Annotated in this window: 16 protein-coding genes and 1 pseudogene; 10 read left to right on the forward strand and 7 right to left on the reverse strand. The window is 71.2% G+C overall.

Annotated elements, in window-relative coordinates:
- Window positions 1–2: 2 nt before the first annotated feature.
- Both ACFY9S_RS06270 and ACFY9S_RS06275 read right to left on the reverse strand, forming a co-directional pair.
- On the reverse strand, window positions 3–338 hold the full coding sequence (locus tag ACFY9S_RS06270; protein ID WP_391123637.1) for a hypothetical protein: 336 nt from the start codon (window positions 336–338) through the stop codon (window positions 3–5).
- Window positions 339–461: 123 nt separating this feature from the next.
- Window positions 462–650, reverse strand: a pseudogene (locus ACFY9S_RS06275) (hypothetical protein); the annotation flags it as partial.
- Between the two features lie 624 nt (window positions 651–1,274).
- On the opposite strand from ACFY9S_RS06275, the gene ACFY9S_RS06280 reads away from it, so the two are divergent.
- The 4 genes from ACFY9S_RS06280 to ACFY9S_RS06295 all read left to right on the forward strand — a co-directional run bounded on the left by ACFY9S_RS06280 (window position 1,275) and on the right by ACFY9S_RS06295 (window position 5,899).
- Window positions 1,275–1,835 (forward strand): hypothetical protein, encoded by a 561-nt coding sequence (locus tag ACFY9S_RS06280; RefSeq protein WP_391123638.1) that lies wholly within the window; start codon window positions 1,275–1,277, stop codon window positions 1,833–1,835.
- A gap of 560 nt (window positions 1,836–2,395) precedes the next feature.
- Complete coding sequence (locus ACFY9S_RS06285) at window positions 2,396–4,801, forward strand: glycoside hydrolase domain-containing protein (RefSeq protein WP_391123640.1); 2,406 nt, start codon at window positions 2,396–2,398, stop codon at window positions 4,799–4,801.
- Between the two features lie 11 nt (window positions 4,802–4,812).
- Entirely contained in the window at window positions 4,813–5,268 is a 456-nt protein-coding gene (locus ACFY9S_RS06290) for a hypothetical protein (protein ID WP_391123642.1), read from the forward strand.
- A 40-nt stretch (window positions 5,269–5,308) separates the two neighbouring features.
- Window positions 5,309–5,899, forward strand: coding sequence for a hypothetical protein (locus ACFY9S_RS06295; protein WP_391123644.1), 591 nt, complete (start codon window positions 5,309–5,311; stop codon window positions 5,897–5,899).
- Here the strand turns inward: ACFY9S_RS06295 and ACFY9S_RS06300 are convergent.
- Together ACFY9S_RS06300 and ACFY9S_RS06305 are read right to left on the reverse strand one after the other, a co-directional pair.
- On the reverse strand, window positions 5,892–7,001 hold the full coding sequence (locus ACFY9S_RS06300; protein WP_391123647.1) for a hypothetical protein: 1,110 nt from the start codon (window positions 6,999–7,001) through the stop codon (window positions 5,892–5,894). The two genes, ACFY9S_RS06295 and ACFY9S_RS06300, sit on opposite strands and share 8 nt — an antisense overlap.
- Window positions 7,002–7,066: 65 nt before the next feature.
- Entirely contained in the window at window positions 7,067–8,281 is a 1,215-nt protein-coding gene (locus ACFY9S_RS06305; protein WP_391124244.1) for a SpoIIE family protein phosphatase, read from the reverse strand.
- A 136-nt stretch (window positions 8,282–8,417) separates the two neighbouring features.
- Between ACFY9S_RS06305 and ACFY9S_RS06310 the strand changes: the two genes are divergently transcribed.
- Complete coding sequence (locus tag ACFY9S_RS06310; protein WP_391123649.1) at window positions 8,418–8,858, forward strand: hypothetical protein; 441 nt, start codon at window positions 8,418–8,420, stop codon at window positions 8,856–8,858.
- 148 nt (window positions 8,859–9,006) lie between these two features.
- The gene (locus ACFY9S_RS06315) at window positions 9,007–9,975 is read left to right on the forward strand and encodes a hypothetical protein (protein WP_391123651.1); all 969 of its coding nucleotides are present in this window, start codon (window positions 9,007–9,009) and stop codon (window positions 9,973–9,975) included.
- Here the strand turns inward: ACFY9S_RS06315 and ACFY9S_RS06320 are convergent.
- Window positions 9,872–11,218 carry an aminotransferase class I/II-fold pyridoxal phosphate-dependent enzyme gene (locus ACFY9S_RS06320; protein WP_391123653.1) on the reverse strand — a complete coding sequence of 449 codons (1,347 nt, stop codon included), beginning with the start codon at window positions 11,216–11,218 and terminating at the stop codon, window positions 9,872–9,874. The two genes, ACFY9S_RS06315 and ACFY9S_RS06320, sit on opposite strands and share 104 nt — an antisense overlap.
- Before the next feature lie 79 nt (window positions 11,219–11,297).
- Here ACFY9S_RS06320 and ACFY9S_RS06325 point away from each other — a divergent pair, with 79 nt between their 5' ends.
- Window positions 11,298–12,107 carry an alpha/beta fold hydrolase gene (locus ACFY9S_RS06325; RefSeq protein WP_391123655.1) on the forward strand — a complete coding sequence of 270 codons (810 nt, stop codon included), beginning with the start codon at window positions 11,298–11,300 and terminating at the stop codon, window positions 12,105–12,107.
- A gap of 61 nt (window positions 12,108–12,168) precedes the next feature.
- Entirely contained in the window at window positions 12,169–13,170 is a 1,002-nt protein-coding gene (locus ACFY9S_RS06330; RefSeq protein WP_391123657.1) for an endonuclease/exonuclease/phosphatase family protein, read from the forward strand.
- 69 nt (window positions 13,171–13,239) lie between these two features.
- Here the strand turns inward: ACFY9S_RS06330 and snpA are convergent, their stop codons facing one another.
- Complete coding sequence (gene snpA, locus ACFY9S_RS06335; RefSeq protein WP_391123658.1) at window positions 13,240–13,917, reverse strand: snapalysin; 678 nt, start codon at window positions 13,915–13,917, stop codon at window positions 13,240–13,242.
- A gap of 174 nt (window positions 13,918–14,091) precedes the next feature.
- Between snpA and ACFY9S_RS06340 the strand changes: the two genes are divergently transcribed.
- Window positions 14,092–15,054: a LysR substrate-binding domain-containing protein gene (locus ACFY9S_RS06340; RefSeq protein ID WP_391123660.1), complete on the forward strand. Its 963-nt coding sequence runs from the start codon at window positions 14,092–14,094 to the stop codon at window positions 15,052–15,054.
- A gap of 418 nt (window positions 15,055–15,472) precedes the next feature.
- Here the strand turns inward: ACFY9S_RS06340 and ACFY9S_RS06345 are convergent, their stop codons facing one another.
- A complete protein-coding gene (locus tag ACFY9S_RS06345; protein WP_391123662.1) occupies window positions 15,473–17,569 on the reverse strand; it encodes an alkaline phosphatase PhoX in 2,097 nt (698 codons plus the stop codon).
- Between the two features lie 278 nt (window positions 17,570–17,847).
- On the opposite strand from ACFY9S_RS06345, the gene ACFY9S_RS06350 reads away from it, so the two are divergent.
- On the forward strand, window positions 17,848–19,863 hold the full coding sequence (locus ACFY9S_RS06350) for a VWA domain-containing protein (protein WP_391123664.1): 2,016 nt from the start codon (window positions 17,848–17,850) through the stop codon (window positions 19,861–19,863).
- Window positions 19,864–20,001: the final 138 nt, after the last annotated feature.

A 20,001-nucleotide genomic window follows, 5' to 3' on the forward strand; every position in this document is an offset into this window, starting at 1 on the left:
GCCTACTCCCCGTGGGGGTCCAGCGGGCGGATCTGCGGCTCGGGATCGCCGCCCTGCAGCCTGCTCCGGTTGTTCGTCCAGGTCTTCACCGCGCGGGCGGTGTACTCGGTCAGTGCCGCGACCGTGACGACATCGCCGAGGATGGTCAGCACGAGTTCCAGATCGGGCCCGAGCCGCCCCGGGGTCCCGTCCGTGCCGGACTGCTCGTCGATGCGCAGGTGCCGCCCGGAGAGCAGCGCCTCCAACGGCTCGTCGCGCTCCAGCCACGTCCTCAGAGCTCTGACATCATCCACGGTCGCGCCGGCGCCCAGCCGGACGCGCACGCCTAAGACAGCCACTTGGTCCCCCTCTGTCATACCGACATCATGACACCGGGTCAGGCCTTGGCGGCAGACCTGTGACATGACCTGCGAAAGCGATTGCACGCCCCCTTCACGCCACGCGCACACGGCGCACGCGGCTCAGCCCTGGGTCTGCAACTGCCGCAGCTGCCGCCGCACATGATCCAGCGCCCCTTCGCGCCGCCCGGGCACCCGTCCGCGCAACGCGGCGAGCGCGGCGCCCAGTTCGCGGGCGGGGACGGCATCGCGGACCTGGCCCCACTGGTGGTGCGCCCGGTCCACGGCGGCCGCGACGGCGGGGGCGTTCGGTTGCCGTTCGACCTGAACGAGCGGGGGAGAGCCTGCCCGAGCCGGCACTTCACAGCGACGTGAGCGACAAAGACGACGTAGCCGGACGATGAGACGGTGAGGACGCCGGCCTCGGGGTTCTTCGAGTCGCGGACTGCTTGGAGCAAGTGCCCGACGGACAGGGCCTACCCGCTCGTTGGATGCCCGCCGCGCAGGGCGGGAATCAGCCAACGGAGTGATCACACACTCCCTGACTCTTCACCCGTGCTTCACATGGGGCACACTGTTCGGCTGCGGGGCCGCACCGGGGGTACGTCACCTCAGCGGCCTTCTGCCCTCATGAAGCGTTCAGGCCAATCCTTCCACCGACCGACCCGTATGTCGGCTCTTCGGCTATGTTCTACGCCTATTGCGATACGCACACGGGGCAGTACGACCAATCTGCCCCATCAGGCGCCCGCCTGACAGCCGGGAGCCTCACCAGGGGGAAACATCGCTCATGCCTTGTCGCTGCCTTATGTGCACGCCGATGTGACCTGTGGTGGTCCCTCGCCGGTGCACGCATGCCCAATTCCCGGCGGAGCGTCTGAAGATGACGCGTGCGGTCCTGAGCCAGCTCTTCCTCGAACAGGAGCACCTGACTTTATGCGCACATTGATACGTTTCATCGCCCCGGCGGCCGCCCTCGTCTCCGTTCTCGCCGTCACCCCGCAGGCCAGTGCCGCTGACCACGCCCCCTCGGGCAGCAGCATGCGCGTCCCTGGGACCAGTGTCGCGTTCTCCGAGAACGGAGCCCGTGACGCCCAGACGCGTGCGATCGCGGCGGAGAACCCTGCTGCCGTCAACGCCACCGCGACACTGTGCGGATCCGGGTACGAACTCGAGGCCGCCGAGCAGCTCCCGGACGCGCGCCGCTTCGGCACCCTGTTCACCTACACGAGATCCACGACCAGCGTGTCGGGGGCCTGCGCGGTGTTCGACAACAACCTCGGCACGGCGAAGCACATGAAGCTGAAACTGTGCCCGAACAAAACCGGCGTGGCCTGCAAGGTGGACGAGGGAACCTACTCACAGTACGCGGGCCCGGTCAAAGGCGAGGGCAACCACGACGCCGGCTGGAACAACTGCTCCCGGGTGACCGCGATCATGTGGTCGAGCGGTGTCGCGATCATCGACCGAGTCAGGTACGTAGCCCCCTGCGACTGACCATTCCGGGCGTCTGTGTTCACCGATCGAGTCACGGGGCCCAAGGGGTTCGACGCAACAGCAGACGCGTTCATGGAACGTCGCATGCCTGTGCCCGGGTACCTCATGGCCGGCAGAGACTGCTGCATCTGTAACAGCGGATGCCGGGTGCGCCCCTGCGGCGCACCCTAGCTGGACGTAGCTCGGCACCGCGGTCGTGGACGAGGTCTGCGCACCACGCATGCGCCTCTGAGCTCGCCCCGTCGACCTTCGCATCGGCGCTCGCCTTGAGAGTTGCCGCCCGGCGTGTAACCGGGCCGGCGAGCGGCCCTCACGCACCCGTCGACGTCCTTCGACGATGACAACGACAGCCCAGGACGCCACCTGACCGGCCCCTCGGCGCGACGTGCCGGCGCTTCATCAGCACCGCGCATGCCGGCCACGCGCGGCTCGGCACCTGAGCACCTCACGGCACTCGCACCCACAGCGTGCGAGTGCTCGCCGGGCAGGACGTCTCGTGCCATGAGCCGGCGTCGTCCGCCTCCGCGCCCCAACCCGTCAAGCAGTCCAGGAGATCCGACATGGCCGATGAGAAAGTCCTCGAAGCGCAGAAGTGGGTCAACTCGACCTATGCGAGCGTGTCCGGTTACCAGAAGTGCCCAGAAGACGGCAAGGTTGGCTGGCCCACGATGTATTCCTTCATCATGGGGCTGCAGAAGGAACTGGGCATCAGCCCCGTCGTGGCGAACTTCGGCGACGGCACCGTTTCCAAACTCGCAGCGCTCGGCGAACTCGGAAGCGGCTGGGCAAAGAACAAGAACATCGTGAAGATCATCCGATACGGATTGTTCTGCAAGGGTTACACCGGCGGGTACTCCGACACCGGCTTTTACGACCCGGACATCGAGCTTGCGGTCAAGAAGATGCAGAGCAATATGGGCCTCTCGCAGAGCGGCAGCCTCCAGGCGAAGGTGTTCAAGGCGCTGCTCAATATGGATGCCTACGTACTCACCGCCGGCGGGTCGGAGGAGGTCCGCTCCATCCAGCAGTGGCTGAACGGTCGCTACTGGACGAAGAAGACGGTCGACATCGGCCCGGCCGACGGCCACTACTCCCGCAATGTTCAGCAGAACCTGATGAAGGCCCTCCAGCTGGAAATCGGCATCGCCGAAGCGGACGCTACCGGCAACTTCGGGGCCGGAACGCAAGCCGGCATCAAATCCAAGGCCGGCGTCTCGCAAGGCTCGTCCGGAATCTTCGTTCAGCTGTTCTCCGCCGCGTGTGTCTTCAACCAGCCGATCGTCACCGTGAACGGAAACGGCGACACCGTTCAGACGAAGACGGTTTTCAAGACATCATTCGACAGCAATCTGACCGACTTCGTCACCACCTTCCAGCGGTTCTCCGAGATATCCGCCAATGGCCGTGGCGACTACGCGACGTGGGCTCAACTCCTCGTATCGATGGGAGACCCGGACCGGCCGGTCACCGCCTCCGATACCGCCTACACGATCACGGCGTCACGCGCCAAGAGAATGTACAGCGACGGGTACCGATATGTCGGAAGGTACCTCAATGAAGCATCTGCCGGCGGCGGTTCGAAGATGATCGAGGAAGGTGAAATCTCAAACATCCTCAATGGCGGACTTCGGATATTCCCAATCTTCCAGGACAACGGCAGGTCGCTGTCCGAGTACTACTGGGGCAACGGGTACGCCCACGCGAAGAAGGCCCACGACCAAGCCGTGCACTTCGGTTTCAACCGAGGGACGATCATCTACTTCGCCGTCGACTACGACGCCACCGACGCCGATATGCCGGCCATCCTCGAGTACTTCCGAGGCGTCGCGTCCGGGCTCGGGAGCAAGGGGAAGCGGTACGTGCACGGCGTATACGGCTCTCGACACGTATGCGCCGAGGTCACAAAAGAGACCTACGCCCGCTACTCGTTCGTGTCCGGCATGTCCTGGGGCTTCTCAGGCAACCTCGGCTATCCCCTGCCGGCGAACTGGTCCTTCAATCAGATCAAGGAATACCAGGTCACCAACGGAACAGACATCTTCTGGCTCGACCGAGACGCTCACCGCATCGGTAGCGACCCCGGCCAGAGCAGCGTCAACAGACCGTCGTCACCCGCGGATGAGTTCGTCAACTACATCAAGTCCCTCTATGACCTGGCCAAGGCATACGGCAAGGGCAACCCGAACCAGCTCGTCATGGAATACCTCCGCAGCGACGCGTACGACGACAACCAGTGGCGGGCTCTGATCGGGAAAGTGGACGCCGGCTTCGTCTCGTATGTGAACAGCCGAAACCTGAGTATCTGGCCGGAGTTCAAGGATCCGTTCACCGGTCAGCACTTGGGCATCGAGCACTTGATGGCCACGGCGAACGGCCAGTTCGTCAAACCCAACCCGGCGGGGGACATCAGTCTCGGTGACGTCGCCGGCTGGGGCGGCGACCTGATGACCCTGTACGGCGAATGGCGGCGGGACCACGACTCCTACGCCTCCGGCGCCACCTACATCAACGACAAGATGGGCAAGATCGGCGTCGCGTCCAGCTTCGGCTTCACCGACCTCGTCGAAGACGCCGACGGATACCTCATCGCGCAAGCCGTGCGTGGCGGTAAGACCATCGTCGACGCGGTCCGTGATCACTACCAGGGCAACGGCGGTCTCACCCGATTCAGGGACTACCTGAAGCAACGGTTCGGCGGCACCATCAGCGGGGCAGCCGCTCAGGCGAAGAAGATCCTCACGGACGAGCCCGCCAGCGGGGACGGGGTCATCCTGGTGGGCGGCCGCGCAAGCCTGATCCAGAAGTTCGGCGGCATACCCACCCTGATGCCGCACCACCTTCCTTCCGACCAACTCAACGCGTGGTGCAACGCGTTCGGCAACAACCTCGCCCAGCACGCCTCCACCGAAACGCTCCGGCGCGCGCAGTACCAGGCGAACCAGCGGCGTCTCCTTGGAGCGAAGTAGCGTCAGCACGCATGACGCTCTTCGCACTCTTCGGCCCGCCCGCGATCACGCTCCTCCTCTTCGTCATCGGAGTGTTTCCGTACGCGCTGTGGGTGACCAAGAAGAAGCCCTCGCGGACGGCCCGTCTGGCCGCGGTCGGGAGCGCGGCGGCTCTCGCCGCCTACGGTGCCGGAACCTTCTACGGTCTCGCCTACACAAACCCACTTGACCTCTGTGCGACGAAGACCGCCAGTGGCGACTACGTGGACTCCGGGCGGGACTACGGCCTGACGTCAGCGACCGTCCACCATTTCCCCCCATCCGTCACCTGCCATTGGAGCAGCGGATACAGCACCAACGATGTGTCGTTCTGGGTCACACCTCTGCTTTTCGCGGGGCTGGCCTGCGCCACCGTCTGTTTCACCTTGATACTCATCAACCGCTCTCAGCGCAGAAGGGCCCCCCATGACAACGAGCTTGACGCGTAGACGGGTTCTCGGCCTCGGGGCCGGGGCAGCCATAGCCGTCGTGGCCACCGGCCCGGCACAGGCCGCCGTCCCTCCTGCCGCCGACCGTGCCTGGACCAAGCGTGAATCGGCAAACGGCTGGCCCCTCCTCGATCACGCCGGGAAGTTCCGGGTCGAAGGCACCAACGTCGACGTCTCCCTGGCGGGGGGAGACGTCGCCACAGTTCTTCTCTACGTTGCCCGCCGGTTCGCCTACGAAGTCGACATGCTTTTGCCCGGTGACCTCCACGGGCACACGACGCAGCGTGAGATCGGCTCGGCATTCGAGTCGAACCACCTGTCGGGCACGGCCATCGCGATCCGGCCAACGCACTACCCGCTGGGAGCCGATGTCAAGAACACCGGCATGAGCGAAGCCGAGCAGATCGTCGTCACAGACATCCTTGCGGACTGCGCAGGCGTCATTGCCTGGGGCGGGCATCTGCAGCCGGTGAAGCAGTCCCATTTCCAGCTCGCCGTCGGGCCTGGAGATCTTCGGCTCAAGGAGCTTGCCGACCGCATCCAGGGATGGAACAGCGCACCGGGCAGGGGCGCGGGAACGATCGATGCCTTCGCGCCGGCGAGGCGTCGCCGGGCAGCTCGATTCACGTAGGCCGGGTGAACGCCGCCCCGTCCGAGATTCGTGTCCCGGCTCCGGCGGGCGTCTGCAACTGCCGCAGCTGCCGCTGCACATGATCCAGCGCCCCTTCGCGCCGCCCGGGCACCCGTCCGCGCAACGCGGCGAGCGCGGCGCCCAGTTCGCGGGCGGGGGCGGCGTCGCGGACCTGGCCCCACTGGTGGTGCGCCCGGTCCACGGCGGCCTCGACGGCGGGGGCGTCCGGGGCCTGCCCGGCGTTCAGGCGGGCGGTGGCGATCATCAGCCAGACGCGGCAGCTGCGGGCGGCGTCCCCGGCGAACATCGCCAGGTCGGCCCGCACCTCGGCCCAGTGCAGGGCCTCTTCGGAGGCGGGCCCGTGCGCGGTGACGGCGCTCCGCTCGTGCCGGGCGGCGAGCGCGTCGGCTTCGGCGTGCCGGCCGGACTGGACGGCGGCGGTGATGGCGGCGTGCGGATCCCCGGCCGCCGGGCCCGGCGTGCTCAGCACCAGGTCCGTGCCCGCGCTCTCCGGCGCGATCCGGGTCAGCGCCTGCTGGTGCAACTGCTCGGCCGGCGGCCGGAACCCGCTGCGCAGGATCGTCGCGACGGCCTTCATGTACGCCGGTTGCGCGACCGTGCGTCGGGACGGCGGTGGCGCGATGCGGCCGTGCACCGCGTTGCCGCGACCCGAGTCCAGCGGGGTGGCGCGCAACAGCTCCCAGGTCTCGGCGTCGGCGTGCAGGTCGAGCAGGAGGGTCGTGGCGCCGGCGGGTCTGAGCCGCAGCTCCTCCCGGAACCAGTGCCAGGGGAAAGCGGTGTAGCGGGCGGTGGAGGCGGTGGTGCGGGCCAGCGCGAGGTGGGGCAGGCGCTGCCGGCGGTCCAGCTGGAGCTGGCCGGCCACGTACACGGTGAGGGGCCCGGGGGCCGCGGCGGCGGCGCGCAGCCGGGTGAGGACGGCCTGCGGTTCCAGCGGGTCGGCCAGTTCGACGACGTTCGCGGTGTCGGTTCCGGACAGCACCGCGGGCGCCACGGCGGCGAGGACGGGGAGCACGGAGGCGGCGTCCACCAGGCGCCCCTTGCCCACCGGCGAGGCCGCGAGCAGCAGCACGGTTCCGGGCATCGCCCCACCCCCTGTGTCGATCACGTACGTCAGCACCGTAGCCGCTGCGGCTGCAAACGTGGGTCTCAGGACCGCAAACGTCCGCCTTCGGGGGCTTCGCCCCCCGGCCCTCCGGCGGCATGCCGGGCCGGTCTCCTGCGGACGGCGAACACGGTCGTGTCGTCGGCGAGGCGGCCGTCGCCGTGCCGCAGGGTGCCGTCCCGTACGAAGGCGACCAGGCGGGCCGGTTCGGCGATGCCCGGGTCCTCGGCGACGGCCCGGGACACCTCGTCGGCGAGCGGGTAGAAGGCCCCGGCGGCGTCCCGGGTCTCGGTCACGCCGTCCGTCACCAGCAGCAGCGTCTCGTCGCCTGCGACGCGCCACCGACGGCTCTCCAGCGGCCCGGGCGCGAGGTCCCGGCAGCCCAGCGGGAGTCCGGCCCCGGCCGGCAGGGTGCGCACCCCGCCCGGCCCGACGGCGAGCGGCGGCTCGTGCCCGAACAGCAGGACGTCCACCGCCTGCCGCTCGTCGTCGGGGAAGGCCAGCAGGACGGCCGTGGAGAAACGGTCGCCGTCCGAGCGGCCCAGGGCGACGGTGTGCCCACGGTGCCGGATCATCCGCGTCTCCAGCCGTTCGGCGACGGTCGCCAGGTCCGGCTCGTGGTACGCGGCCTCACGGAACGTGCCGAGCAGCGCGGCCGCCGCCTCCACCGCGCCCAGGCCCTTGCCCTGCACGTCGCCGACCAGGACGCGGGTGCCGTGCGGGCCGGGCTGGATGTCGTAGAAGTCGCCGCCGACGCGGGCGTGGGCGTCGGCGGTGAGGTACACACCGGCGTGGTCGAGGCCGCCCCAGCCCGGTGGCAGCGGACGCAGGACGGTGCGGCGGATGGTGTCGGTGACGTCGCCCATGTGCAGCGCGCGGCGCTCGTCGCGCACCCGGATCGCGCAGGCCAGGACGGCGAGGATGCCGCCCAGGGCGACGAGGACGAAGTCGCCGCGGCCGGCCCGGTACTCGTGCGGCCAGGTGCTGTCGGCGACGACGTACGTCACCAGGGAGACGATCGCGAACAGGGCCGTGCCCCACACCCCGCAGAGCGCGGCCGCGATCCCCGGCACCAGCACGATCCAGGAGATCATTCGGAACTCGCCGATGGTGTGGTAGTCGGCCACCGCGATGGCGACGAGCAGGAACAGCGGCGGCACCCAGGCCACGCCGCGGCCCCGCCACCGCAACAGCTCCTGCCGCCGCGCGACGTCCCGGCGCCCTGCCCGCGCGCGCCGGACGAGCGGGCCGTCCCTCATGCGGTGGCGGCTCACGGCCCCAGCGAAACACGGGGCGGCACCGGCCGCATCCCGTTCCGGCCGCTCCGCCGACTTGCCACCGGGTGCCCGCCGGTGTGCCCTGGATCCAGGGGCAGGGACAGAGAGGAGAGCTGTCATGGCTCATGCGGCACCCGCCTCACGCAAGATGATCACGCAACGCCGTAGGCCCGATGTGTTCGGCCCGCGGATCCACGCCGCCGTGAAGGCCGGCCTGCCCGTGGTGCTCGGACTGGTCTACGGCTTCTGGGCCGCGGCCAACCAGCGTCACGGCGGGCCCATCACCGGCTGGAACCTGCTGTTCGGTTTCGTCACGGCGCTCGTGTTCGCCGTGCTGTTCGCCGCCGTGTGCGCGCTGGCGCCGCGGCTGCCCCGCGAACTGCACGCGCTGTGCTGGTTCGTCTTCACGGGCTGCGCGGTCGGCTTCCTGTACAGCCAGACCGGCGCCTCCGTGTTCAGCTCCGGCGGTCTCGGGCTGCTGGTGGGGGCGGGCGTCCTCGCGATGGTGTTCTACCGCTACTACACGCACGAGGACGCCGCGGGCCGGCGGATCGGCTGACGAGGCTCGGGACACCCGTTCGGGTGAGTGTGCCGAGGGGCCCGTGACGGCCGCTTCTCGCAGGTGGAGTGGCCGCGGGGCGAGCGCCGAGCGGCCGGACGCCGTCGTTGCGCTCGCGGGCCGGGCCGGGGGCGACTTGCCTGGAAGGGTGTCCGAGCGCGACCGGGCGCCCGTAGCCGCGAAGGCGCCCCCACGATCACGGAACGTCCTGTCGGCCGTTCTGCTCTCCCTCGCGTGTCTGCTCCTGCCGTTCGGGGCGCTGGCGTCCTGGGCGGCCCACGGGCTCACCGACACCGGCCGGTGGGTGCGGACGATGGCACCGCTCGCCGCCGACCCGGACGTGCGGCGCTCGGTCGCGGACGCCGTCGGGGACGGCATCCTGCGGGAGGCCGGGCCCGCGGCCGCCACCGGCCCGCTGCGCGGGGAGATCGGCCCGTTCGTGCACGACGCGACGCGCTCCTTCACCCGCACCGAGGCGTATCGCACGGCCTGGGACGCGGCGAACCGGGCCGTGCACGACGCGGTGCTGCGCGCCCTGCGCGACGACAGTGCGCACGGAGCCCCGGTCACCGTCGACCCGGCCCCCGTCATCGCCCGGGTCAAACAGCAACTCTCCGACGGCCACGTGCCGTTCGCCCACCGCATCCCGGTCACGCACACGCGGGTCCCGGTGCTCCCGGCCGAGGACGTGGACCGACTGCGCAAGGGGTACCACGTGCTGGACACCGCCGCCTTCTGGCTGCCGCTCGCCGCCGCCGTCCTCGCGGTCGCCGGGATCGCCGTCGCCGCGTGCCGCCGCCGCGCGGTCACCGCCCTCGGCCTGGGCACGGCCCTGGGCGGCGCGCTGCTGGTCCTGGCCATCGCGATCGGCCGCCGTCTCACCCTCGCCGACCTGCCCGACGCCCTCCACCGCCCGGCCGCGGGCGCGGTCTACGACGCCCTGACGGCCACCCTGCGCACGGTGTCCTGGCTGCTGTGCGCGCTGGGCCTGGCGGTGGCGGGCGCCGCCTGGGTCACGGGCCGGTACGGTCCCCGGCTCGCCGCGCGGCGACGTGCGCGAGGGTCCGCAGTGCCCGTCGCAGATCCGGTTCCGGCGCCGACCCGAGCCCGAGCCTGACGGCGTCGGGCGTGTGCCCGGGGGCCACGGCGAAGGCGGGGCCGGGCGTGACGGCGATGCCGTGCGCGGCGGCGGCGGCCGTGAAGGTGTCCGCGCGCCACGGGGCGGGCAGCTCCCACCAGGCGAAGTAGGCACCCGGGTCGGACCGTACGGCGAAGCCCGCGAGTTCCTCGGCGAGGATCCGCTGCCGCCGCACCGCGTCCGCCCGCTTGGCCTCCACCAGCCGCGCCACCGTGCCTTCCCCGGTCCACCGCACGGCCGCCTCCAGCGCGAACCGCCCAGCGCTCCACCCGCCCGACCGCACGGCGTCGCCCACCGCACGGACCCGGTGCGGCGGCACGACGAGGAACCCGGCGGTGAGTCCCGGCGCGACCCGCTTGGAGAGCCCGTCGACGACGTGGGTGAGGGCCGGGGCGTGCACGGCGAGCGGATCACCGGGCTCCAGGAGGAAGGACCAGATGCGGTCCTCCACGACCGGCAGGTTCAGGTCGTGGACCAGCTGGGCGAGTTGCAGCAGCCGCGGCCGGCTCGTCGTCAGGGATGTCGGGTTGTGCAGCGTCGGCTGCACGTAGAGGGCGGACAGCGGTGCCGTGCGGTGCGCGGCGGCCACGGCCTCCGGGAGCAGCCCGGCCGCGTCCCCGGCCAGCGGCACCAGGGTGATGCCGAGCCGCGCCGCGATCTCCTTGACCAGCGGATACGTCAGCTGCTCCACACCGACCCGGCCGCCCGGCCGGACCAGGGAGGCCAGGACGGCGGCGATGGCCTGCCGGGCGTTGCCGGTGAACAGCAGCCGTTCCGGGGCCGGGCGCCAGCCCGGGGTGGAGAGCAGTGTGGCCGCGGCCTCCCGGGCGGCCCCGGTGCCGGTGACGGCGGCCGGTAACAGCGCCTCGGCCAGCACGTCGGGACGCAGCAGCGGCGCGAGGACGGGGGCGAGCAGCTCCGGCTGACCGGGCGCGACGGGGTAGTTGAGCTCCAGGTTCACGGGCGCGGCGGCCGGACCGGGCTCGGTGAGCGCCTGCCCCGCCGGGCCGTCGGGTGCGGCCCGTACGAAGGTGCCGCGCCCCACCTCCCCGACGACCAGCCCGCGCCGCACGAGTTCGCCGTAGACCCGCCCGGCCGTGGACGAGGCGATGCCCCGCCGCCGTGCGAACGCCCGCTGCGGCGGCAGCCGTTGGCCCGGCCGCAGCCGGCCGGTGGCGATGTCGTCGGCGATGCGGTCGGCGATGCGCCGGTAGTCACTCATCAGCCGGTCTCCCCCTTGGATTGCACCGAGAGCAAAGATCTTATTGCACCGAGTAGTTGGGCGGCCTAGGGTCGACGCCATGGCACCCTTCCTCGCATACGAGGACAAAGGGCCCGATACGCATCGGGTACCCCTGGTCCTCGTCCACGGCCACCCCTTCGACCGCACGATGTGGGCCCCGCAGCTCGCGGGGTTCCCGGGTACCCGCCGCGTCATCGCCCCCGACCTGCGCGGCTACGGCGCCTCCCCCACGACCCCGGCCGTCACGGACTTCTCGGGGTTCGCCCGGGACATCGAGGCCCTGCTGGACGAGCTGAACGTTCGGTCGTTCGTCCTCGCGGGCCTGTCGATGGGCGGGCAGATCGTCATGGACTGCTACCGCCTGTTCCCCGAGCGCGTCCGCGGCCTGGTCCTCGCCGACACCTTCCCGTCCGCGGAGACCCCCGAGGGCGTGCGCTCCCGCGACGCCATGGCGGACCGTCTCCTCGCCGAGGGCATGCGCGGCTACGCCGACGAAGTCCTGGAGCGGATGGTCGCCCCGTACGCGTCCGCCGAGGTCAAGGCACACGTCCACGGCATGATGACCGCCACCGCCCCCGAGGGCGCCGCCGCGGCCCTGCGTGCCCGCGCCCGGCGCCCCGACTACGGCCCCCTGCTGCGCCGCGTCCGCGTCCCGGCCCTGGTCGTCGTGGGAGCCGACGACACCTTCACGCCCGTCTCCGACGCCCTGGCCCTGCACGCGGCCCTCCCGGACGCGGAACTGCACATCATCGAGGGCGCGGCCCACCTGCCCAACCTGGAACGCCCGGAGGTGTTCGACCGGGCGCTGGAGGAGTTGCTGGCCCGGGTCGACGCCCGGCAACCTTCCCCCGCCCCACCTCGTCTTTGAGGGAGGATTCGCCCTTGAGGGAGGATTCGGGCATCCCACCCCGCGAACGGAAGGCCGGGCCTTGGACACCGCCGCAGCCGAGTGGACCGCCAGGGACGACGAGCGGGAGCACCGTCCGCCCGGACGGCGGCTCGGCGTCTGGTGTGCCGTTCTGCTGTTCGCCGGAGTGAGCGTGGTCGTCGGCTTCCGGGCCGCCGACAGCGACGGCATCACGCCCGTCCCGCAGTTCCTCGCCTTCCTCCCCTGGCTGCTCGTCCCCACCGCCGTGGCGCTGCTGCTCACCCTGCTGTCCCGCTGGTGGCCCGGCACGCTCTGGGGAGTGGTCCTGCTCGGCCTGCTGGCCTGGTTCATCGAGCCGTACGGCAAGGTCGGCGACCCCGTGGGCCGCCCGGTCGCCGAACTGCGCGTGCTGACCTCCAACGTCGAGTTCGGCCAGGGCACCGGCTCCTTCGTCACCGCCGTCCGCCGCGAGAAACCGGACGTCGTCTTCGTGGCGGAATGCGACTACGAGTGCGACGCGCTGCTGAAGCGGGACCTCTCGAAGGACTATCCGCACCGCCGGGCCGAGGCGGGCGGCGGCTCCGAGGGCTCCGTCATCCTCAGCCGCTTCCCGCTCCGGCCCACCGAGGGCGTGCCCGGCACGATGGGCATGCCCGGGGCGGTCGCCGACGTGGACGGGCGCGCCGTACGGCTCCAGCTCGCCCACCCGATGCCCCCGCTGCCCGGGCAGGTGGACCTCTGGCGCCGGGAGCTCGCCGCCCTGCGCGAGGCGGCCACCGCCGACCCGGGCACCCCCCTCGTCCTGGCCGGGGACTTCAACGCCTCCCAGGACCACGCGGCCTTCCGCCGCATCCTCGACACCGGTCTGCGCGACGCCTCCCGGCTGGACGGAGCCGACCGCACGGCGACCTGGCCGGCCCGGACGGCACCCACGCTCGGCGTGCAGATCGACCATGTCCTGGTCTCGGAGGACTTCGGCGCGAGCCGCACCCGCATCCTGGACCTGGCCGACACCGACCACCGCGCGGTCGTCACGGACCTCACGCTCCACGAGGGCCGCTGACCCGGGCCGGTTGCGCACACACGGATACGGCCGCCCCGCACAGCGGGACGGCCGTATCCGCATGGGGTGTCAACGGGCCGACTTCTCCAGTGCCTTGTCCATCGCCGCCGCCAGGCCGTTGGCCCACAGGCGGTTGACACGGGACCGCTCGGTCGCGTTCGGGACGGCGTTGGTGCAGGACGGGCCGGGCCCGCCACCGGACATCAGCTCACTGCACGGGCCCTGGTAGTGGTCGGGAAGACCGAGGACGTGGCCCGTCTCGTGGGCGGTGACGCGCGTGGAGTCGTACTGCTGGTTCTGCCGGTAGTCCAGGAAGATGTAGCCGTTGCCGCGGCCGTCGGTGGAGGCGTACGAGCCGCGGGAGTCGTTGCCCTCCCGGTAGCTGAAGTCGGCCGCCGACGCGGAGCCCGACTGGAGCTTAACGTTCGACACCGAGCTGTTCCATATCTGGGTGCTGCGCGCTATCTGCGTCCTGAACGTGGGCGCGCGGGAGGCGTCGTAGACGACGGTGACGGCCGCGGCGGCGCTCGGGTTCTCGGCACGCTTCTCGGCGACGGACGCGAGGACGGCCTGGAAGAAGGCTCTGCTCGCGTCGGAGTCGGCGGACTGGGCGGACTGCGTGGACTGGCCGACGAATCCGGCGTGGCGCTCCGCGACCGGGGCCGCGGTGGCGGGAACCGCCGTGCCGAGACCGGCCGTCACGAGGCCGAGGCCGAGAACCGCCAGGGCGGAAGTGGTCTTTCGCATCGAGGACTCCTTGGGTGGGGGTCGAGTCGTCACCGGTGAGTCTCGATGCCTGTGCGGTGCCTGTGATGATGGCAACCGGGGATAGGCCGGCCCTATCGGCTGCCCAATCAACCTGGTTTAGCGATGAATTATGTGGCTGGTTAACGCCGCGATTCCGCCTTAGCCTCACAGGACATGGAGCTCGAGGTGAGGCACCTCCGCGCGCTGTGCGCCATAGCCGACACCGGCAGTCTGCACCGCGCCGCCCGGCAACTGGGCGTTGCCCAGCCGTCGTTGAGCACGCAACTGCGCCGCATCGAGCAGGAGCTGGGCGGCGTGCTCTTCCTGCGCTCCCACACCGGCTGCCGCCCCACCCCGCTGGGCCGCCTCGTGCTGAGCCGCGCCCGGCCGCTGATGGCCGAGCTGCACCTGCTGGTCACCGAGGCGAGGGCGGCGGCGTCCGGCGGCACCGAGCTCCGCATCGGCTCGACGGCGAGCAAGGCCCTGGCGGGCTGGCTGCGCCGGCTGCGCGCCCACGGCCGAAACCCCAGCCTCCATATGAACGTCTCTCCCAACGCCCTGCTCCGCATGGTCGCCGACGGCCAGCTCGACGTCGCCTTCGTGCACGAGGTGGAGGGCTGCCCGCTGCGCATCCCCGCGGAGCTCCGGCTGCGCGTCCTGGTCGAGCGCGAGCCGCAGTGCGTGTCGCTGCCCGTCGACCATCCGGCGGCTCTGAAGCAGGAGGTGGAACTGGCGGACCTGGCCGGCGACCGCTGGATGATCGACCCCACGGTCGACGGCGAATGGGACGCCGTGCAGCGGATGTTCCGCGCCGCCCGCGTCCGCCCGCACGTCCTGCACGGCGACTACCACACGGCGGACGCCCTGGTCGCGACCGGCGAGGTCGTCACCGTCTGCCAGCCGACCCGCTCCCCCCGCCCGGACATGGCGGTACGCCGCCTCAAGGGCGACCCGCTCGGCGTACGGCTGTTCGCCGCCGCCCGGACGGAGACCGACCTGGACGGCGTCTACCCCGCACTGGAGGAGGCGTACGGGGAGGTGGCACGGCAGGCACCGGCGTACCGGGAGTGGCAGGAGCGGGAACGGCCGGCACCCGGCGGCCCTCTCAGGCCGTTCCTGTGGACGGAGAGGGAGTGAGTCCGTTCAGCCGCGCGCCCCGAACGGTCTCGGGCGAGCCGGTCCCCGGCGTACTCGACCCCGGGTGGCGACACGCATCCTGTGCGTGGTCCGGCCCGGGAGGCCAGTTCCCTTGCGACCTGGCCGGTTGGGTACGGCCGGAGGCGACGGGGAGGCCCTGAACCATCCTCTGGTGGAGCAGGGGCCCCGCACGCTGGCGCCGTACCCGGTGTCCCAGGTCGCACGATCACGTCAGCCCGATCAGCCCGATCAGCCCGATCAGCCCAGGACACCGCAAGCCCACAAGCGGACGATCACACGATCGAGCCAACTCAGCCGTTGTGTGCACTCCTTGGTGAGCAGTTCCAACCCCCGAGCCGGCCCTCCCCTGAACCACTGCCGCCGAACCGTTGCTACCGAACCGCTGCCGCGGGACGGCTCAGACGCCGATGTCGCACCCGTCGGCACGCCACACGGCCACGACGGCCGGACGGACGTGGGTCCCGGGCCCGTCGGGCCAGGTGCTGGCGGGCTTCTCCACGGACGCGCCGTCGATCTCGCCCGGGTGCTGCACGGCCACCAGGACACGCCGGTCCTGGATGATCGGGCCGCAGGTCTCGGCGCCCTTCGGCACGGTCAGGAACTGCTTGAGCTCACCGCGCCGCTCACCCCGGGTCGCCACACCGAACAGGCCGTCGTGCGAGCCGAGCTGGGCGCCGTCGGTGGAGATCCACAGGTTGCCGTAGGGGTCGAAGGCGACGTTGTCCGGGCAGGAGATCGGGCTGACGCCCTCCTTCGGGAACCCGGCGAAGTAGGTCGCCGGGTCGTCCGGGTCACCGGCGACAAGGAACAGCGACCAGGCGAACCGGGTGCTCTCGGGCCGGTTCCAGCGCTCGGTGAGCTCCAGCACGTGCCCGTGCTTGTTGGCGTTGCGCGGGTTGGCCTCGTCCGCCTTGGCGTTGGAACCGACACCCCGGTTGGTGTTGTTGGTGAGGGCGACGTACACCTTGCCGGTCACCGGGTTCGGCTCGATGTCCTCGGGCCGGTCCATCTTGGTCGCGCCCACCTTGTCACCGGCGAGCCGCGTGAAGACGAACACCTCCTCGGCGCTCATCCCGTCCACGTGCGAGACGGCGCCGTCCGCGGTGGCGGTGGCCAGCGGAATCCACTCGCCGCTCCCGTCGAACTCGCCGTCCGCCGGCAGCTTGCCCGTGCCGTCGATCTCGATGGCGGGGGAGTCACCGGTGATCTTGGCGACGTACAGCGTGCCCTCGTCGAGGAGGGAGAGGTTGTGCTCGCGCACGGCACGCGAGGAACCGTGGCGCATCCGCTTGCTGCCGACGAACTTGTAGAAGTAGTCGAAGCGCTCGTCGTCACCGGAGTACACGACCGGACGCCCGTCGTGCGTGAGCCGCACGGTCGCGGCCTCGTGCTTGAACCGCCCGAGAGCGGTGTGCTTGCGAGGCGTGGAGGCGGGGTCGTACGGATCGAACTCCACCACGTACCCGAACCGGTGCACCTCGTTCGGCTCCCGGGCGACGTCGAACCGCTTGTCGAACCGCTCCCACTTCCGCTCGCTGGCCCCGGTCCCGATCCCGTACCGCTTGTCGGTCGCCCGGCCGCTGTTGGCGAAGTACTGGTTGAAGTTCTCCTCGCCGTGCAGGGTCGTGCCCCAGGGGGTGACGCCGCCGGAGCAGTTGTTGAGGGTGCCGAGCACCTTGGTGCCGGTCGGGTCGGCGGAGGTCTTCACGAGCTCGGACCCGGCGACGGGCCCGGTGAGCCGGAACTCGGTGGTGGCGGTGACGCGCCGGTTCAGCTGATGCCGGGAGACGGCGGTGAGCTTGCCGCTCTTGCGGTCCCCCTCCACCACGACGGCGGACAGCCCGTGCGCCGCCCAGGCGATCTCGGCCTGCTCGCGGGTCGGGTTGTCGGCGTCGTAGCCGCGGAACATCAGGATCTCGTCGGTGTACTCGTGGTTGGCGACGAGCAGCTGCCGGTTGCGCTCTCCGGGCAACGGCAGCAGGGCGAGGAAGTCGCAGTTGTACCCGAACTGACCGGCCTGGGCCTTCGCGGTCTGCTTCTCCGGGTCGAAGGCGGGCGCACCGCGCAGGATGGGCTCGCCCCAGCGGATGACGACGTTCTGCCGGTACCCCTCCGGCACGGTCACCGCGTCGGTGGTGTTGGGCGCGACGGGCGCGAAGCGCAGCCCGCGCGCGCCCCTGTGTTTGCGCCGTGCGGCCTCGGAGGCGGCAGCGGCGGACGGGGCACCGGCGGCCGGGGCGGCGGCGGCCCGCGGAGCCTGTGCGAGGCCGGCAGCGCCCGCCCCGGCGGCGGCCACGGTCACCACGGCCGCGGCCCGCATCATCGACCGGCGGCCGATCGCACCGGCGATCACGTCACCGACGTATTCGTTGGAGCTGGTGTTGGGCACCTCGTGGAAGCAGGCGTCACCACACCGGAAACGACAGGTCATGGCGGACCGGCCGCCGGGGTGCGAACCGGACGGCGTTCCGATCAACGGCAGCAGCTTGCGCACTTTGGTCTCTCCTTGGATGCCCTTGGTGTCAGCGTGACCGTAGGGGCACACATGCGCGAGAGCCGGGCGCCCTGGTGAACAGCGGATGAACCCCCGGCCTCCGTACGGGGGTTGCGGCGATCCAGCCCGGCGAAACCCGCACCGGCCGGATGCCCTCTTGACAGGGTGGACCTGGCACAACAGACCCTGCCCAAGATCACACAGGAGGGCCGCTAACCTTACGTGTCCGTCCTGGCCAGGGATTGACGGCTTCAACTCACGCGAAGGGTTGCGCGCACATGGGCATTCTCACTCGGTTGCGGAACGCGTTCGGTCGGTCCCGCAAGTCACGGACCGCCGAGGCGGAGGGTGCGGCGCGGACGACGACCGCCGGTGAGACCAGCGGGGTCGGGGAGCAGACCAGCGGCGAAACGCCCGCACCGGCCGGCCGGACGCCGGCGGCGGCCCCGTCTGCGGACACGGGCCCGAAGGTCCCGTCCCCCTCCCCGGAACCGAACCCCGCGCCTACGGCCGGCGTCCCCGAGCCCCGCACGTCGTCCTCCGACCATCACGATCTGGTGTCGGCGGCCTTCGACAACGTGGCGGTCCCGAGGCCGACGCGATCGGCTGAGGGGGAGCGGGCGAGCGTCGGGGATCGGCAGGCTGCGGAGAAGACACCGCGGACCGCGGAGCCGGCCGTCGCGGAGAAGACGCCGGAGGCGGAGCCGCAGGCGCAGGCGGAGCCGCAGGCGGAGCCGCAGGCGGAGCCGCAGGCCGAGGCGACTGTGGCGGAGACCGAGGCGGCTTCGGAAGCGACTCCGGTGGAGGAGACGGCGCCGGGGGAGAAGGCTGCGCCGGTGGAGGAGACGGTGGAGGCGGAGACGCCCTCCGCAGCCGCTCCGACGACGGAGGACCCGGAGTCGACGACCTCGGAGAAGCCTGAGGACAGCCCGGCGGACGAGGCTGAGCCGGAGCCCGTGGCGACGGCGGACACGAAGGCGGCAGCCGAGACCGACGCACCGGCGGAAACGGACAAGACCGAAGCGGACGCGCAGGCTGCGCCCAAGGCCGACGCACCGGCGGAAACGGACGCGAAGCCGGAAGCCGAGCGCGAGCCGCAGGCCGCGCCCAAGGCGCAGGCCGAGACGCCCACAGCGCCGAAGCCCGAGCCGAAGCCCGAGCCCGCGCCGGAGCCGGAGGCAGCGGAACCGGCCGCCGCAGAGGCCCTTGCTCCGACGACGGCGACGGACTCGAAGCCGGAGGGGAAGCCGGCGGCCGAGGCGACGCCCGAACCGAAGCCAAAGCCGAAGCGGAAGCCGAAGCCCGAGGCCGAGGCCCCGCTCGCGACCGAGACGACGGCCGAAGCCGAGCTCGAGCCCGAGGCAAAGCCGCAGGCCGAGCCCAAGGCGAAGCGGAAGGCCACGCCGAAGGCCGGGGCCAAGGCGGGGACGACGCCCGAGACGGCCCCTGAGGCCGAACCCGCCACACAGGCCAAGCCGAAGGCCGAAGCCGAGGCGGCGCCCGAACCCGCGGCCGCCGACGGCGACCCGGCCCCTCAGGGGCCACCCGCACCCGGCGACGAGAGCAGCACGGGTGGTGCGGGTGGGAACACCAAGACGGCCGAAGGCGAAGCCGAGGCCGAGACCGACGCCCCCGCCGTCCCCCTCACCCGCGTAAAGACCCTCGCTCCCGGCCTCACCACCGCCTACCAGGCCGCCACCACCACCCTCGACACCAACAACCTCACCGGCACCCGCGCCAAGGTCTACCTCGTCCTCGACCGCTCCGCCTCCATGCGCCCGTACTACAAGGACGGCTCCGCCCAGGCCCTCGCCGAGCAGACCCTCGCCCTCGCGGCCCACGTCGACCCCGAGGCGACCGTCCCGGTCGTCTTCTTCTCCACCGAACTCGACGGCACCGGCGAGATCACCCTCACCGACCACGAGAACAAGATCGACGACCTGCACGCGAGCCTCGGCCGCATGGGCCGCACCAGCTACCACGCGGCGGTGGAAGCGGTCCTCGCCCAGCACGACAAGGCAGAAACCGCCGGCACTCCCGCCCTGGTGATCTTCCAGACCGACGGCGCCCCCGACGCCAAGACCCCCGCCACCCAGGCCCTCACCGACGCCGCCAAGACCCACCCCGCCGTCTTCTTCTCCTTCGTCGCCTTCGGAGACCCGGAGAACAAGGCCTTCGACTACCTCCGCAAGCTCAAGACCCCCAACACGTCCCACTTCCTCGCCGGCGAGACCCCCCGCGAGCTCACGGACAGCGAGCTCTACGAGGGCGTACTGGCGAACTGGCGCCCATAACCCTCCGAGGCCCGGCCTCCGGCCCCCGGCCCTCGTACGCCGCCCGCTTCCCCACCGCGCAAAAGGGGAGGCGGGCGGCGTACCCGTGTCAGCTACGATTTCAAGGTTCGTAGACGACTTGGACCACGAGATCGTCAC

Origin of the sequence: Streptomyces sp. NPDC012474 (assembly GCF_042955185.1) — a bacterium.
GTDB lineage: Bacteria > Actinomycetota > Actinomycetes > Streptomycetales > Streptomycetaceae > Streptomyces > Streptomyces cahuitamycinicus.